The organism is Pseudomonas pohangensis (genome assembly GCF_900105995.1).
Taxonomy (GTDB): domain Bacteria; phylum Pseudomonadota; class Gammaproteobacteria; order Pseudomonadales; family Pseudomonadaceae; genus Aquipseudomonas; species Aquipseudomonas pohangensis.
On the sequence record NZ_LT629785.1, the window covers coordinates 3,632,163 to 3,648,361 of the forward strand.

The window sequence follows — 16,199 nt, forward strand, 5'->3', positions numbered from 1 at the left end:
CGGCAGGCGCACCAGTGCCTCAGAAGGACACATTTACCCCGGTGTAGAACGAGCGGCCCATGCCCGGTACGCCGATACCCCAGGGGATGCTGTTGATGCCCATGGTGGTGCCTTGCGCGGTGTAGGTGCCACCGGTAGGCAGGTAATAGAACTTGTCACTGAGGTTTTCTACGCCGACGTCCAGCCGCACCTGCTCCCAGCTGTGGCTGAGGCGCAGGTTGTACAGCGTGTAGCCGGCGGTCTGCACCTCGTTGCGCACATCCGATACCTGGTCCTTGGAGGTCACGGCAACCACCTCGAAGGCGCTGCTCCAGCCACCGCTGTACTGGGTGAGCGCCAGCTTGCCGTTGAGCGGCATGATGTTGTACAGCTCGTCATCGGTGTCGCGGTTCTTGCCGTTGGTGTAGTTCACCAGCCCTTCCACACCCCAGTTGCCCAGCGCGTTGCTGGCCAGCGGCAGCTTGCCGGAAACATCCACACCATACAGGCGTGCCGACTGGTTGCTGTATTGCAGGACATTGAACTGGTCATCGACAAAGCTGGTGCCGGGCGCAGGGATTGCATCGATATAGTCATTGACCCGGGTGTAGAAAGGCGTGACCTTGAGTTCGCTGCGGCGGTCGCTGCTGTGCCAGTCAAGGGTGGTGGAGAAGGTGTTGGCGGTTTCCGGATCAAGGTTGATGTCACCGACATAGCCGTTACCGTCGCCGGCGAAGTTGTTCATGATCGAAGCCATGGTCCAGCTTGACCAGGTGTAGCGCTCGTACAGATTGGGTGAGCGCACCTTGCGCGCATAACCGAATTCCACGTCCAGATTGCTGTCGACGCTGTAGGCCGCCAGTGCGGTGGCGTCCCAGTTGTTGTCAGTCTGGCTGCGGTCGCTGGCATTGAAGGCAGCAGCCTGGGCATTGGTCGGATTCATCATCCCGGTGCTGCTATAGCCCTGTACGTCGCCGGCATCCATATGTACCGCTTCATAGCGCACGCCGAGCAGCGTCAGCCAGTCCGGGGTGACCTGCGACTCCCATTCGGAAAACAGCGCGGTGCGGTCACGCTGACCGTCGTTGATATTTTCGAAGGTGTCGGGCCACATCATCATGCCGCCCGATGGCTTCCAGTAATCATCCAGACGGTAATGCTGGTATTCGCTACCGATGCGCAGCACATCCAGCGCTGACAGATCGATGCTGGCCTTGAGCGTGGCACCGCTGGTCTTGCCTTCGCTGGACATCGGCATGCCCGCCGCACAGTTGATGGAAACCGTGCAGGGCTGACCATTGCCTCCCGGCGCGGTGGATGCCATGCCGTACCAGAAGCGCTTGTCCGGGCCGAAGTCCATCTGGTGGTCGACTTTCTCGTGGTAGGCGCCGGCCTCCAGCTCGCCCCAGTCGAACTGGCTCAGGTAGCGCAGATTGACGCGGTTCTGGGTGTTGTCGGTGAGATCCATGCGCTGGTTGGCGAACAGCTCCTGCGGCACTTTCTGGTAGGCATACTTCAGGTCGAGCAGGTCATCGCCGAGCTTGATTGCCATGCCGAGGTTCTGGCTGCGGTTCTCGTAGGCAGTGGAGGCCACCTCATCCAGCGGCGAGCTGTTGCCGACCTGGCCGGTGACGGTGCTGTCCTTGAAATCACTGCCGGCCATGTAGTTGTCAGCCTTGCTGTAGCTGGTGTTGTAGTTGAGGTTGAAGGCTTCCTCGGCATGGGTGGCGGAGAAATTGCCGCCGCGCGCGTTGTTGTTGCTGCGATAGAAACCGCCGATTTCACCCTTGTTGATGCTCTCCGCGCCTAACGCGGCAAACTCGGGCGGGATGCTTTCGGCAATGATGGTGCCGCCAATGCTGTCGCCGCCGACACTGACCGGGGTGATGCCGGCAAACACCGTCAGGCTGCCGACATTGCTCGGGTCGATGTAGGACAGCGCCGGGTTCATGTGATTCGGGCAGGAGGCAACCAGATCCATGCCATCGACCTTGATCCGCAGGCGGTCATCGGCCAGCCCGCGGATCGCCGGCAGGCTGGAAAAGCCGCCGGCGCCATTCAGGCTGACACCCGGCACATTGCGCAACAGGCTGGCGCTGTCGCTACTGGCCGGAGCGAGGTTTTCCAGTGTCTGCTGATCGACGCTGGTGCTGCCCGGCAGTTCCGCTTGCTGGCTGCGCGGAACCGCTGCTCCGGGTGCGCCATGGGTGATCAGCAGGGGTGGGGTGGTGTCGGCGGCCTGCACGACGGGCAGCCAGAGACACAACTGGCTGGCAGTCAGTAGGCGAATAAAATTCTTATACATGTGTGGTTTCTCATGGTGTAACGGGTCACGGCAGCGCCGCTGCCACCCGCCCGAAAACCACCAGGCAGGCGTAGTCAGGCAAGCGCGCAGGGGCGCTGAACAGGGTATGACGGAGGGTTAAACCAGAGGTGGGGCGCGCGGATTGGCCGGCGGCCAGACGGTCGCGGTGAACAGTGCTGGCGTATCACCAGCCTCGCCCGGAGTGCCGGACGGCCAGGCGGGTAACTGCAAAGACCAGCCGGCAAAGGTGCCGGGCAGCAGATTATGCCCGTTACAGGCCGGGCACTCGAAAGACACCGTCGAACTGGGTGCGGCCGGCAAGTCTTTGCCGGCATTGCTGCCGCTGCCGCATTGCAGCTGGGCAATGCCGCTGAGTTGCAAGCCACTGCTTTGGCCGTGACCGAGCGCGCAGGCAAAGCTGCTGAACAGCATGCAGCTGTACAGCAGCAGGGCAATCACGGCGCGGTTGGTACGGGCAAAATTCATCGACGCAGTCTAGCAGCGCAACACCGGGTGACAACTGGCACTTTTTGTCGCAGCGCTCAGGGCGTGACGTTGAAGCGCAGCACGCCGATCACCTGGCCGCCGGCGGTGAGCACCTCGACCTGCCAGTCGCCGAGGGAGTCACTGGGGAAGTTCTGCTTGTAACTCCAGGCCCGGTAACCGCCATTGATGCCGCCCTGGATGTCCAGGGCTATGCGGTCGATGACCCGGCCGTTGTGCCGCCACACATGGTAGATGCGCTCTTTCAGGCCGCGCGGTGCGCTGATTGCGGTGAAGGCATAGAGTCCGCGCCGGCGCAGCTGGGCGTGGGTGAACTCTTCCAGTGAAGCACCGGGCGTGCGCAACTTGTTGTTCAGTTGCAGGCTGATCGCCATATCGGTCAGACGCAGCGTGGCTGGCGGTATCCAGGGCCGCGCCAGCCAGCCGCCACCGAGCAGCGTTGCACTCAGCAGCAGCACTGCCAGCCAGCGCCAGCGGCTTGCCAGCCGCAGGCTGGTGGCCAGGGTAGGAAAGGCCAGCAGTACGGTGACCAGCAGCGCCAGCTGGTAACTCTGCGCGGTGGTCAGGTGCAGGATGATCGGCAGCGCCGTAAGCATCACGGCAAACAGTGTCAGGCTGTGAAAGGCCAGATACAGCCAGCGCAGCGACGCCAGCCAGTTGTAATACAGCGGGTCGACCACGGAAATCAGTGCAGCGCTGCCGAGCAGGCCGGTGAAGACCAGCTGGCCACTGTCCCAGGCAGTACTCATGGCGAAGAATGGCAGAACGAAAAACAGGCTCTGCTGGTGAATCATCTGCGTTACAAAGCGCACCAGCCAGACCGGCAACTCGATGCCAAACCAGCGCGCCAGGCGCTGGTTGAAGGCGCTTTCGAGCATCAGGAACAGCCAGGTGACCAGCATCAGGATGGCGATCAGTGCCGCCAGCCGGTCCTGGCGATCCACCAGGATGAAGCTCGCCACCCCGGAGACAAATCCGTACAGCGCAATTACCCACGGATAACGCTGGGTCAGCGCAATCAGCTGCAGCAGGTGCTGTTTGAGAAAGCGTGCGGGGCGGCTGCTGGTGGCCAGGGAGTGAACTTTGCGCAACATGTGCAGTGGGCTGTCCGGTGGGGTTGGGCAGGATACTGGCCGGCCGCCGGAGTGAGAAGAGCGTTGCCGCGGACGGCGACTAACGGTGCCGCTGGCATGAATGGCCATGGCTGTTGTCCGCTACTGCCACTGTAGGTCTTGCTGATTATGTCTACGCTATGTCCAGTGGTGTTTTCCCCTTCGAGAGCAGACCTATGAATTACGACGAAAGCCAGCAGGTCGTCCTCGGCCTGGTGCTTGCCGCGATGATGTTCGGCGTGGCGCTGGAGCTGAAGCTGGCGCATTTCCGCTTTGTCTTGCGCAAGCCGCTGCCGGTGATGATCGGCCTGATCTGTCAGTGCCTGCTGCTGCCCTGGCTGACGCTGCTGGTAACGCTGTTTCTTGACCTGCGGCCCGGGCTGGAACTGGGCATGATGCTGGTGGCCTGCTGTCCGGGCGGCAACATGTCGAACATCATCACCCATCTGGCGCGTGGCAACACGGCACTGTCGGTCAGTGTGACCAGCGTCTCCAGTCTGCTGGCAATCATTACCCTGCCATTGAATTTCGCCCTGATCTCCAGTCTCAACCCGGAAACCGCCGCCTTTCTGGCCGGCGAAATGGGTACGCTGGACGTGGATTCCGGCGGTATCGTCATGGGCCTGTTGCTGATGCTGGTGCTGCCACTGCTCTCCGGCATGCTGGTGGGCAACCTGTTCCCGCGCTTCACGCAACTGATTCTGCCGCTGTTCAAGCGCTTGTCGATGAGTGCCTTCGGCCTGTTTCTCGGTATTGCCATCTATACCAACTGGGACATGCTGGTGGCCAATGTCGGCCTGATCTTCCTGCTGGTGGTGGCGCAGAATGCTGCCGCCCTGCTGCTGGGCTGGAGCGCGGCGAGCCTGTTCGGCGTGGCTGACGGTGACCGGCGTGCGCTGACCATCGAGGTCGGCATGCAGAACTCCGGGCTGGCGCTGGGGCTGATTCTCACCCAGTTCGGCGCCGAGCCGGACATGGCGCTGATAGCCGCGCTGTGGGGCACCTGGCACATCGTTTCCGGCCTGTTGCTGGTATTACTCTGGCGGCGTCACGCGCCCCATGTTCACAAGGAGCATTTGGCATGAAGGTTCTCATTACCGGCGCCGCCGGTTTCATTGGCAGTCAGCTGCTTGAAGCACTGGCAGTACAGCATCCGGAATGGTCGCTGGTCGCCAGCGATGTGCGTGCGCTGAATCCGAAGGCGTTGCGCCCGAATACCGAGGCCATGGTGCTGGATATCAGCCAGCACCGCGCGGTGCTGGCTGCCGTGGCCACGCACAAGCCGGATGCCATCGTGCACCTGGCGTCGGTGGTCAATCCGCCGCCGGGCATGACCGATGCCGTACTGCATGCCATCGACGTCGAAGGCACCCGCAGCATCCTCCAGGCAGCCGCGGAAAACGGCGTACGCCAGCTGATCGTCACCAGTTCCGGTGCGGCCTACGGCTACTACCCGGAAAACGCCGAATGGATTGATGAAAATGATCCGTTGCGCGGGCATGCCAAATTTGCCTACGCCAGGCACAAGCGCGAAGTGGAAGAAATGCTCGCCAGGGCGCGTGTCGAACATCCCGAGCTGCGCCAGTTGATCCTGCGTCCGGGCACCATCCTCGGCAAGCGGGTGAACAACCAGATCACCGACATGTTCAAGAAAAAATCGGTGCTGGGGATCAAGGGCAGCGACAGCCGCTTCGTGTTCATCTGGGATCAGGACGTGGTCAGTATCATTACCAAGGGTCTGGAGAAAGGCTGCTCCGGCATCTATAACCTGGCCGGTGACGGCGCCCTCAGCCTGCGTGAGCTGGCCAGCATCCTGCAAAAACCTTATCGCCCGCTGTCACCCGGCCTGCTGCAGTTTGCCCTGCGCGTACTCAAGCCGCTGGGTCTGACCCAGTACGGCCCGGAGCAGCTGGATTTTCTGCGCTATCGTCCGGTACTGGCCAATCGCCGGTTGAAGGAAGAGTTCGGTTACACCCCGCGCTATACCAGCCGCGAGGCGTTCATGGCGTTTCTCGATGCACAAGGAGTCCCCCATGCGTAAGAGTTTTCTGAGCCTGGCCATGCTGGCCGTAACCGCCCCGGCCGCCGCGCTGGATCTGACCATTACCGGTGCCGACGGGCAGCCACTGGCGCTGGCCATGGTCACGGTCAAGGCCGAGCGGCCGTTGCGTGCCGCCGGTGACGACAACGGCTACCCGCGCGAGGGCACCGAGCAACGTATCAGTCCGGAAATTACCGGTTTTGCCGGTCCCGATGGCCAGCTCAATGTGGTGTATCCCGAGCCTGGCGCGGTAAACCTGCGGGTGCGCGTGCCGGGTTACAAGGATCTGCAGCAGACCGCCGTGGCCAGTGATGCCCAACTGAGCCTGCAGCTCGAGCCCGAGACCGATGTGGCCGCCCTCGCCGCCCAGCAACCGGCCAACGCCTGGTTCGCCGCGCTGGACTTTGGCGGCGACGAGGAGTTGAAGAAAATGGCCCTCGAGCAGTGTGGTTTCTGTCACCAGCAGGGCAGCTTCTTCATGCGCCGCGAGCGCAGTACCGAAGAGTGGCAGCAGGTGCTTGAGCGCATGATCGGTTACGGTGCGCGTCCGGCCAGCGAGTTGCAGCCCAAGCTGATCGAAACCTTCCAGAAGGGTTATACCGATCTGCGCAATCATCCGGAAAAGGTCCTCAAGGCCAAGGCCTGGGAAGCGCAACTGGCCGGTTCAACCATTACCGAATGGCCGATCGGCGACCCGTTCTCGCAGATGCATGATCTGCTGGTGGCCGCCAACGGCAAGATTTACGTTGGCGACAACCTGCAGGATCGCCTGTGGGAAATCGACCCGAAGACCGGCCAGACCCTGGTCTACAAGACGCCGGTCGATCCCGATGACGAAATCGGCGGCATGTTCAGCGGTCGCCTGAAGACCTTCCCGAAACTGGAAACCACCGCCGGGATTCACTCCTTTGCCGAGTCGACGGTCGATGGGCATATCTTCATCACGCCATCGCTGCAGCGCCGTCTGTTCGAATTCGACCCGCAGACCAAGCAGTTCACCGTGCACCGCTTCGACGAGGGTCTGTACCCGCATACCGTGCGCGTCGACCAGCAGGACAATGTCTGGTTCACCCTGGCGCTGTCCAATCAGGTCGCACGGTTTGATCGCAAGACCGGCGAGTTCCATCTGTACACCCTGCCGGCGCGCGACACCAAGGAAGAGGTCAGCCTGGCGCTCAGCAATGTGGTGCGCAAGCTGATGAACTGGGGCCTGCCGATGCACTGGCTGCCGATCGACAAGCAGGTGACCGGCATGCCGATGCCGTATGGCATCGACGTGGCACCGGACGGCAAGGTCTGGTTCGCCCGCCTGCACGCCAACTCGATCGGCGTGATCGACCCCAAGGATGACAGTGTGCAGATCATCGACACGCCGTTCCAGGCACCACGCCGGCTGCGCGTGGATGCCGTTGGCGATGTGTGGATTGCTGCCTTCCCGGAAGGCAAGGTGGTGCGCTACAGCCCGGCCGATGGCAGCTTCAAGGATTACCCGCTGCCCAGCGCGCTGAACAATGTGGAAACTCCTTACGCGCTGAACGTTGACCGCAAGCGGCAGAAGCTCTGGGTCACCGGTACCTCCTCGGACAGCCTGCTGCGCATGGATATTGCCAGCGGTGCATGGGACACCTTCCCGATGCCGCGCAAGGTGACCTTCACCCGCGACATCGAGATTGCCGAAGATGGCAGCGTCTACACCACCAATGGCGCGTTCCCCAGCTGGCAGATCGAAGACGGCCAGCCAACGCTGATTCATCTGCAGCCGGGCGAGTAATGTGCCGCCAGCGCCGCTCGCTGGTGCAGGAGCGGCTCTGGCAGCGCAGTGGCGTCTGTTGCGCGGTCAGGGCCACGATCACTGCTTCGAGCGCTGCCACGCTTGTGCCGCTGAAAGGGTGCGCAGCAGTGCGTGTGGCAACAAATAGTGGGAGCGGCGACCCGCCGCGATAAAGCCGGCGCTAATCGGTCCCTGATGAAGAAAGCTCCCGCCGGGGCGATGCTCCCGCAGTGGGAGAGGAGCCGCTTTGCAACATCGCGCTGTACCTGGATTTCCGGAGAACACCTTGCCCACACAGACTTACAGCCGCGCCGAACTGACGCGCTTTTTCATCTCCTGCCTGGCCGGGTTTCTCGCCGGACACCTGACCAACTACACGGTGATCCTGTTTGCCCAGGATGTCTGGCAGCGGGATGCGCTGGCCGGTGCCGGCTTCGCCCTGTGTTTCGGCGTGCCGCTGCTGCTCGGCTGGCCGGCCGGCGCCTGGTGCGACCAGTACTCGCCGCAGCGCATCGCGCAGATTGCCCACGGCGCGTTCTTTGTCGCGCTGGCCCTGCTGGCCGCAGCCAGCCATGCCGATACCTACGGCGTCGCCCTGTACCTGCTCGGTGCCGGTTCGGCAGGTATCGGCTGGTCATTGCTGGCACCGGCACGCATGGCGTTGCTCGGGCGCATGGCCGGTGCCAGGCAGGCCAAGCTGGCGGTGGTGTTCAACCTGTTTGTCATGCTCGGCTTTGGCCTGGCGCCGTTGTTGCTGGCGTTTGCCCGCGTACAAGGTGGCTGGACTGCCGTACAGCTCTGTGGTCTGGGCCTGTTCTCGCTGGCCACGCTGATGCTGGTCGGGCTGAAGGTGCCCGCGCTGGGTGGCGAAGGGCATGTCTTCGAGCGCGTCCGCCAGGGCTTTCGTTACGCGCGCAGTTCAACCTTGCTGGGACAGGCCTTGCTCACCGCGGTGCTGATCTATCTGGCCATGGGGCCGATTCAGGTGATGTTGCCGCGCTTCGCCCAGCAGACTCTGCAACTGGGGGAAATGCAGCGTGGCATGTTCCTCGGTGCGCTGGCGCTGGCGTTCCTGATCGGTGGCGCCATCGCCTTGCCGTTGGCCAAACATTTTGGTCAGGGCCGGGTGCTGCTGCTGGCCGCAGTGATCAGTGGTGGCGGGCTGATTCTGCTGGGCAACAGTGAAACCCTGGCTACGGCGCTGCTGTTTCTCGGCCTCAACGGTATCTGTGCCGGAGTGGCCATCAGCCTGGTGGTCGCCCTGTTGCAGCAGGAGAGCGAGGCACAGTTTCGCGGTCGCCTGCTGAGCATCTATACCGTCACCAGCCAGGTGATCCCGGCCGCCGGCGGGCTGGGTGCCGGGCTGTTGCTGGAAGTGCTGCCAGCCAGTCAGGGCCTGCTGCTGTGTGGCGCGGTCCTGAGCTGCCTGTTTCTCGCGGCGGCCTGGCGTCTGCGCTTGCTGCGTGCCTACGGTTGATCCTTGCGCACATCGAGCAAGCTGCCCAGGCTTGGCAGGCGGGTATCACTAGCCAGCTGGGTGTCGAGCTCGATCTGGTGACTGAAGCGCTCCAGTGACTGCTCGTTGCCCGGTTGCGCATCGCTGGCGAACACCGGCGGGCTGAGGATGTAGGCCGTCAGCAGCCGGGTCAGTGCGGCCAGACTGTCGATATGCGTGCGTTCATAGCCATGGGTGCCGTCGCAACCGAAGGCCAGCAGCGCAGTGCGGATATCGTGGCCGGCGGTCACCGCCGACTGCGCGTCACTGTGGTAGTAACGGAACAGATCCCGGCGCACCGGAATCTCGCCGTCGCTGGCCAGCCGCAACAGATGCCGCGACAGGTGATAGTCGTAAGGCCCGCCGGAATCCTGCATGGCCACACTGACGCATTGCTCGCTGGAGTTCTGCCCGGCGGCTACCGGGGCGATATCGATGCCGACGAATTCGCTGACATCCCAGGGCATTGCAGCGGCGGCGCCGGAACCGACTTCCTCGGTGATGGTGAACAGCATATGGCAGTCGATCAGCGGTTGCAGGTTGCCATCGCGAATGGCCTTGAGTGAGGCGAGCAATGCGGCAACTCCGGCCTTGTCGTCGAGATGGCGGGAGCTGATATGACCACTTTCGGTAAATTCCGGCAGCGGATCGAAGGCGACAAAATCACCGATGCCGATGCCCAGATTTTCGCCTTCAGCGCGGCTGTTGCACTGCGCATCCAGACGCAACTCGACGTGATCCCAGCTTACCGGCAACTCGTCCACGGCGGTGTTGAAGGCATGCCCCGAGGCCAGCAGTGGCAGCACGCTGCCGCGCAGCACGCCGTTATCGGTGAACAGGCTTATCCGGCTGCCTTCGGCAAACCGGCTGGACCAGCAACCGATCGGCGCCAGTGCCATGCGGCCGTTGTCCTTGATCTCGCGCACGCTGGCACCAATGGTGTCGAGGTGGGCCGAGACGGCACGGTCGAAGCGGTCGTACTCGCTCTGGCGGCCGCGCAGGGTGGCGCGAATAGTGCCGCGGCGGGTCAGCTCGAAGGGAATCTCCAGCTCGTCGAGCCGCTCGGCAATGTAGCGCACGATAGTGTCGGTAAAACCCGAAGGGCTGGGAATGGCGAGCATTTCCAGCAGCACACGCTGCAGGTAAGCGAGATCGGATTCGGCCTGTGGATTGGACATACGGGCTCCTTGAACGGGTTTGCTTGAAGACCCTGTTTTGAGGGTACGTGGGGCGGGCTCCAGCCCACCGGAATAATCTGCACAGATAATGGTGGGCAGAAGCCCACCCTGCGATAACTGTTCAGCCGACCACCTGGCTCAGCGGAAACAGCAGGTCGAGAAAACGCTCGGCGGTGGGTTGCGGTTCATGGTTGGCCAGACCGACGCGCTCGTTGGCCTCGATCAGCACGTAATCAGGCTGGTCGGCGGCAGGTACCAGCAGGTCAAGGCCAACCACCGGAATTTCCAGCGCGCGGGCGGCGGCGACGGCGGTTTCGGCCAGCAGCGGATGCAGGCTGGCGGTGACGTCTTCCAGCGTACCGCCGGTGTGCAGGTTGGCGGTCTTGCGCACTATCAGCTGCTCGCCGGCCGGCAGCCGGCTGTCCATGCTGAAGCCGGCTGCCGCCACGGTGCGGCGGGTTTCTTCATCCAGCGGGATGCGGCTTTCGCCGCCGGTGGCGGCCAGCCGGCGGCGACTCTGCGTCTCGATCAGCTCGCTGATGCAGTGCTGGCCATCGCCGATAATGGCCGCCGGGCGGCGAATGGCAGCGGCTACCACGGCGTAGCCGATGACCACGATGCGCAAGTCGAGCCCCGCATGGAAACTTTCCAGCAGCACGCGGCTGTCAAACTGCGCGGCCAGCGCGATCGCCTGTTCCATTGCTTCCGGGCTGCGCAGGTCAACCGCCACGCCCTCGCCCTGCTCACCATTTACCGGTTTGACCACCACGCTTTTGTGCCTGGCGAGAAATGCGGCGTTCTCCTCCGGAGTACCGGCCAGACACTGCGCCGGCTGATTGAGTTCGGCACGGGCAAAAGCGCGGTGGGTCATGCGCTTGTCCTGACACAGACTCATGCTGACGGCACTGGTCAGGTCGGACAGTGACTCGCGGCAGCGAATCCGCCGGCCACCCTGATTGAGCACGAATAGCCCGGCCTCGGCATCTTCTACCTGCACCTCGATGCCGCGCCGATGGGCTTCGTTGACGATGATGCGTGCATAGGGGTTGAGTTCGGCCTCGGGTCCCGGGCCGAGGAACAGCGACTGGTTGATACCGTTCTTGCGCTTGATGCTGAAGCTTTGCAGCTCACGAAAGCCGAGCTTGCTATACAGCGCTCTGGCCTGCCGGTTGTCATGCAGCACCGACAGGTCGAGGTAGTTCAGGCCACGGCTCAGGTAGTGTTCGATCAGATGCCGCACCAGCGCTTCGCCGACGCCGGGCCGCGAACAGTGCACCGCCACCGCCAGACACCAGAGGCTGCAGCCCTGCTCGGGATCATTGAAGGCACGTACGTGATTGAGGCCCATGACGCTGCCGATCGGCTCACCGCTGTCGTTGTCTTCGGCCAGCCAGTAGCTCGGGCCACCCTGCTCTCTGGGGCTAATGCGCGCCGGATCAACCGGCAGCATGCCACGCTGCAAATACAGGCAGTTGACTGCTTCCCAGTCGGCTTCGCCCTGCACCGGGCGAATGCTGAAGCCGCGGAAACTGCGGCGTGCCTGTCGATAGTCGCTGAACCACAGGCGCAGCATGTCCGATGGATCGAGAAACAACTGCTGTGGCGCCTGGGCCAGCACCTGCTGCGGCGAGGCGACATAGGGCGCGATATCGCGTTCACCGAGGGCTTCTTCCAGCAAGCCGGACGCCAGTGCGCCGGGATCAGGGAAGGTCTGGCCGAACAGCAAGCGGCCCCAGCCACACTGGATGATGCGCGGTTGTGTCGTTTGCGGACTGCCATCCTTGGCCAGCTGTTCCTGCAGTCGCTGGTAGCTGGGTGTCTGGCCTCGGCGCAGACGTTGCTGCATGGCGGGCGTTCGCATCAGTCGTTCCTCTTGCGTGGCTCTACCGGGCTCAAAGTCCCTGCTCGCCGAGCCACAAGTGGAGTGCAGCAAGCTGCCAGAGCTTCGAGCCGCGTAGTGGAGTCAGTTGACCGTCCGGTTCACTGAGCAACCTGTCGACCATCTTCGGCTCGAACAGACCGCGATCCTGACCCGGGTCGGTCAGCAACTCCCGTACCCATTTTAGGGTATCACCACTCAGGTGCTTGAGCCCGGGCACCGGAAAATAGCCTTTCGGCCGGTCGATCACCGCCTGCGGGATGACCAGTCGGGCAGCTTCCTTGAGTACCTGCTTGCCGCCATCGGGCAGTTTGAAGCGTGCCGGAATGCTCGCGGTGAGCTCGGCCAGATGGTGATCGAGGAACGGTGTGCGTGCCTCCAGCCCCCAGGCCATGGTCATGTTGTCGACCCGCTTGACCGGGTCTTCGACCAGCATCACCGTGCTGTCCAGACGCAGGGCGCGGTCGACCGGCGCAGCGGCGCCGGGCTGGGCGAAATGCTCGCGGACGAACTCGCCGGCCCAGTCCTGACCATGCCACTGCGGCTTTACCGTGGCCAGATATTCGTCATGCTGGCGATCGAAGAACGCCGCGCGATACGCCGCGTAGGGGTCACTGGCGCCATCCACCTGCGGGTACCAGTGGTAGCCGGCGAACAGTTCGTCGGCACCCTGCCCGCTCTGCACCACCTTGCAGTGTTTCGCCACTTCGCGGGACAGCAGGTAAAAAGCAATGCAGTCATGGCTTACCATCGGCTCGCTCATGGCGCGGAAAGCCGCCGGCAGTTGCGCGATGATCTCGCCTTCGCCAATACGCAACTGGTGGTGGTTGGTCTGGTAGTGCCGGGCGATCAGGTCGGAATACTGGAACTCGTCGCCGCGCTCGCCGCCGGCATCGTCGAAACCGATGGAGAAGGTTGCCAGGTTCTCCACCCCGGTTTCGCGCAGCAGACCGACCAGCAGGCTCGAATCAACGCCACCGGAAAGCAGCACGCCGACATCCACTGCCGCGCGCTGACGAATCGATACCGCGTTGCGCAGGCTGTCGAGCACCTTGTCGCGCCACTCCGGCAGCTCCAGGCGAATGTTGTCGCGCGGGGTTTCGAAATTCAGCTGCCACCAGCTCTGCTGTTCGACGGCGCCGTTGCCGTCGATGCGCATCCAGCTGGCCGGCGGCAGTTTGCGCACGCCACGCAACAGCGTGCGCGGTGCCGGCACCACGGCGTGAAAGTTCAGGTAATGATTAAGTGCGACCGGGTCCAGGGTGGTATCGATATCACCTCCCTGCAGCAGGGCCGGCAGGGTCGAGGCAAAGCGCAGGCGCTGGTCGGTCAGCGACAGGTACAGCGGCTTGATGCCGAGGCGGTCACGGGCGATGAACAGCGACTTGCGCTCGCGCTCCCAGATGGCGAAGGCAAACATGCCATTGAGCTTCGGCAGCAGGGCTTCACCCCAGGCGTGATAGCCCTTGAGCAGCACTTCGGTGTCGCCTTCGGAGAAGAACTGATAGCCCAGAGCCTGCAGTTCGCTGCGCAGCTCCGGGTAGTTGTAGATGGCGCCGTTGAACACCAGACTCAGGCCCAGCTGGCTGTCGATCATCGGCTGATTCGAGGCGTCATGCAGGTCCATGACTTTCAGGCGCCGATGGCCAAAGGCCAGCGGGCCCTGGCTGTGCGCGCCGCAGGCGTCGGGGCCGCGCGGGGCCAGGTGGCGGGTGATGCGTTCTACAGCCGCGAGGTCGGCCGGACGCTGATCAAAGCGCAGTTCTCCTGCAATTCCACACATAAAAATACGAATCCTTACCGGTGTTGCCATTGGGGAGTGCCCGCACCTGGCGGGCGCTATTAAGAGAACAAAATAATAGTTTTAAGTCAAACTATATATTGTTATGTTTATTGGCTATGGACGATAATAATAGTTTCATTCAGATGGAATTTTCTGCCTTGGATAATCTCGAATACGCCTTGTTCAGGGCCATGCGGCGGCTGCAGCATGCCGGTGAAGTCCATGCCAAACGGCTGGGTCGTTTCGGTGGCATGAACCCCATGCATTTACTCATTCTGCAGGTATTGGCCAGCGAGGGGCGCTTGACGGCAAGTACCCTGAGCGGGCGGGTCAGTCTGTCGCCGGCGACGCTCTCGGGGATCATCGAGCGCCTGGAAGAGCTGGGATTGCTGGTGCGCCAGCGCGATGAAAGCGACCGCCGCCGCCACTGGCTGTTGCTCAGTCAGGCCGGCGCTGATTTGTTGCAGCAGGCGCCGTCACTGCTGCCGCCGAGCATGGCGCAGGCGTTTGCCGCGCTGCCGGAGTGGGAGCGCCACAGCCTCACCGCAGCACTATTGAAGGCTGCCGATCTGTGTGGCGAGATGGATGCCTGAGACGGCAGGAGCTTAACGCTCCGGGGAGCCCTGAGTGCGGTATTCGCCGGGAGTCAGGCCGGTCCACTGGCGGAAGGCGCGAAAGAACACGCTGGGTTCCGAATAGCCGAGCAGCAGGGCGATTTCGGCTGCAGGTAGCTGCCCCTCCTGCAGGTAACGTTCAGCCAGTTGCCGGCGCGTGTCGTTGAGCAGTTGCTGGTAGCTGCTGCCTTCTTCGGCCAGACGTCGCTGCAGGGTGCGCTCGCTCAGGTGCAGGCTGTCGGCCAGTGCCGCCCGGTCGGGCTCGCCATGGCTCAACTGGGCACTGAGCAGGCTGACCACCCGTGCGCTCAGGCTTTCCCCGGGCAGGCGCGCCAGTAGTGCTTCGGCGTGCTGGCGCAGCAGGGTCTGCAAGGCCGGATTGGCCTGGGTCAGGCGCGCCTGGCGCTGGGCGGCCGGCAGCACCAGGGCGTAGTCTTCGGCGTCAAAAACCAGCGGGCAGGCAAAGCAGTTCTGGTAATCCTGCAGCTGTGCTGGCCGGGCATGGGCAAAGCGCACTTCCAGCAGCTGCAAGTCCTTGAGCAGCGGCCGCATCCACTGCACCCAGCAGGCCATCAAGGCGAGAATGCGCGGGCGGTTGGCCGGATGCTGCGCATGGCTGGGCCGGTAGATCAGTTGCAGGCGCCCGCCATCCTCCTTCTGCAGCAGTTCGCCACCCTCGCCGACCAGCCGCTGGTAGCGCTGGGCTACCTGCAGGGCTTCGTCGAGGGTATGGCTGCTTTGCAGCAGATAGCCGAGCACGCTGAACGGCCCGGGTGCCAGTTGCAGGCCGATGGCCAGTCCCGGTTCGGCATGCGCCAACTGTTGCTGGATGGTTTGCCAGAGCAATTGCTGGGCGCTCAGGGCGATGCGCGCGTCGGGATCGAGCAATTGCTCTTCGGCCAGGCCGCAGGCCGTCAGCAGTCGGGGGCGCGCCAGGCCGAGCAGTTCGGCAGCCTGCAGTACTGCCTGGGTCAGGCTGGCACTGACGGATGCATGGGCCGGGGCGACGGACATTCTCGCTGCACCGCTTAACGGCTGGTCGGAACGGGGTGGGTGCGGCCACGGGCGTCGATGGCGACGAACACGAACAGAGCTTCAGTGACCTTGCGCAACTGGCTGGACAACGGATCGCGATCCCATACCTCGACCAGCACCTGGATCGAGCTGCGCCCGACTTCCATGGCCTGGCTATAGAAGGACAGTTGGCTGCCCACCGCTACCGGCACCAGAAAGGCCATGCGGTCGATGGCTACCGTGGCTACCCGGCTGGCGGCGATGCGGCTGGCCAGGGCGGTGCCGGCCAGATCCATCTGTGCGACCAGCCAGCCACCGAAAATATCGCCGAAGCCATTGGTTTCGCGCGGTAGTGCGGTGATCTGCATGGTCAGTTCGCCCTGGGGTACAGGGTCGTCTTGCTCAAAATCGTCCATAGCTAACCTGATTTGGCCCTGTTGTTGTGTTTGGTGGGCGTCGGGCAGTATATCGGGCGGCTGCATGGCCGGCGAGCATGGCTTTTTGCTATCGTGCGGCAGCGTCAC

The 16,199-nt window shown here is 63.2% G+C and carries 13 protein-coding genes; 5 read left to right on the top strand and 8 right to left on the bottom strand.

Features of this window, described 5'->3' with window-relative positions:
* Nucleotides 1-19: 19 nt before the first annotated feature.
* The 3 genes from BLT89_RS16880 to BLT89_RS16890 form a co-directional block, all read right to left on the bottom strand.
* Nucleotides 20-2,284 carry a TonB-dependent receptor gene (locus BLT89_RS16880; protein ID WP_090198182.1) on the bottom strand — a complete coding sequence of 755 codons (2,265 nt, stop codon included), beginning with the start codon at nt 2,282-2,284 and terminating at the stop codon, nt 20-22.
* A gap of 117 nt (nt 2,285-2,401) precedes the next feature.
* Complete coding sequence (locus BLT89_RS16885; protein ID WP_090198184.1) at nt 2,402-2,770, bottom strand: DUF2946 family protein; 369 nt, start codon at nt 2,768-2,770, stop codon at nt 2,402-2,404.
* A 56-nt stretch (nt 2,771-2,826) separates the two neighbouring features.
* The gene (locus tag BLT89_RS16890) at nt 2,827-3,882 is read right to left on the bottom strand and encodes a DUF5924 family protein (protein WP_090198188.1); all 1,056 of its coding nucleotides are present in this window, start codon (nt 3,880-3,882) and stop codon (nt 2,827-2,829) included.
* A 194-nt stretch (nt 3,883-4,076) separates the two neighbouring features.
* Between BLT89_RS16890 and BLT89_RS16895 the strand changes: the two genes are divergently transcribed.
* The 4 genes from BLT89_RS16895 to BLT89_RS16910 all read left to right on the top strand — a co-directional run bounded on the left by BLT89_RS16895 (nt 4,077) and on the right by BLT89_RS16910 (nt 9,189).
* Complete coding sequence (locus BLT89_RS16895) at nt 4,077-4,985, top strand: bile acid:sodium symporter family protein (protein ID WP_090198189.1); 909 nt, start codon at nt 4,077-4,079, stop codon at nt 4,983-4,985.
* Nucleotides 4,982-5,941 (top strand): SDR family oxidoreductase, encoded by a 960-nt coding sequence (locus tag BLT89_RS16900; protein WP_090198192.1) that lies wholly within the window; start codon nt 4,982-4,984, stop codon nt 5,939-5,941. Before BLT89_RS16895 ends, BLT89_RS16900 begins: the two co-directional genes overlap by 4 nt.
* Complete coding sequence (locus BLT89_RS16905) at nt 5,934-7,712, top strand: virginiamycin B lyase family protein (RefSeq protein ID WP_090198195.1); 1,779 nt, start codon at nt 5,934-5,936, stop codon at nt 7,710-7,712. The genes BLT89_RS16900 and BLT89_RS16905 overlap by 8 nt, the downstream gene beginning before the upstream one ends.
* Before the next feature lie 286 nt (nt 7,713-7,998).
* Nucleotides 7,999-9,189 carry an MFS transporter gene (locus tag BLT89_RS16910; RefSeq protein WP_090198197.1) on the top strand — a complete coding sequence of 397 codons (1,191 nt, stop codon included), beginning with the start codon at nt 7,999-8,001 and terminating at the stop codon, nt 9,187-9,189.
* On the opposite strand, the gene BLT89_RS16915 is transcribed toward BLT89_RS16910, so the two are convergent.
* The 3 genes from BLT89_RS16915 to BLT89_RS16925 all read right to left on the bottom strand — a co-directional run bounded on the left by BLT89_RS16915 (nt 9,180) and on the right by BLT89_RS16925 (nt 14,047).
* A complete protein-coding gene (locus tag BLT89_RS16915) occupies nt 9,180-10,385 on the bottom strand; it encodes an osmoprotectant NAGGN system M42 family peptidase (protein WP_090198200.1) in 1,206 nt (401 codons plus the stop codon). The two genes, BLT89_RS16910 and BLT89_RS16915, sit on opposite strands and share 10 nt — an antisense overlap.
* Before the next feature lie 121 nt (nt 10,386-10,506).
* A complete protein-coding gene (gene ngg / locus BLT89_RS16920) occupies nt 10,507-12,246 on the bottom strand; it encodes an N-acetylglutaminylglutamine synthetase (protein WP_090198203.1) in 1,740 nt (579 codons plus the stop codon).
* Nucleotides 12,247-12,277: 31 nt separating this feature from the next.
* Nucleotides 12,278-14,047, bottom strand: a complete 1,770-nt coding sequence (locus BLT89_RS16925) for an N-acetylglutaminylglutamine amidotransferase (protein ID WP_090198205.1) — start codon at nt 14,045-14,047, stop codon at nt 12,278-12,280.
* Between the two features lie 143 nt (nt 14,048-14,190).
* On the opposite strand from BLT89_RS16925, the gene BLT89_RS16930 reads away from it, so the two are divergent.
* Nucleotides 14,191-14,640, top strand: coding sequence for a MarR family winged helix-turn-helix transcriptional regulator (locus tag BLT89_RS16930; RefSeq protein WP_231975044.1), 450 nt, complete (start codon nt 14,191-14,193; stop codon nt 14,638-14,640).
* Nucleotides 14,641-14,652: 12 nt separating this feature from the next.
* On the opposite strand, the gene BLT89_RS16935 is transcribed toward BLT89_RS16930, so the two are convergent.
* Nucleotides 14,653-15,675, bottom strand: a complete 1,023-nt coding sequence (locus tag BLT89_RS16935; RefSeq protein WP_090198211.1) for an AraC family transcriptional regulator — start codon at nt 15,673-15,675, stop codon at nt 14,653-14,655.
* A gap of 14 nt (nt 15,676-15,689) precedes the next feature.
* Nucleotides 15,690-16,091: an acyl-CoA thioesterase gene (locus tag BLT89_RS16940; RefSeq protein WP_090198215.1), complete on the bottom strand. Its 402-nt coding sequence runs from the start codon at nt 16,089-16,091 to the stop codon at nt 15,690-15,692.
* Nucleotides 16,092-16,199 lie beyond the last annotated feature (108 nt).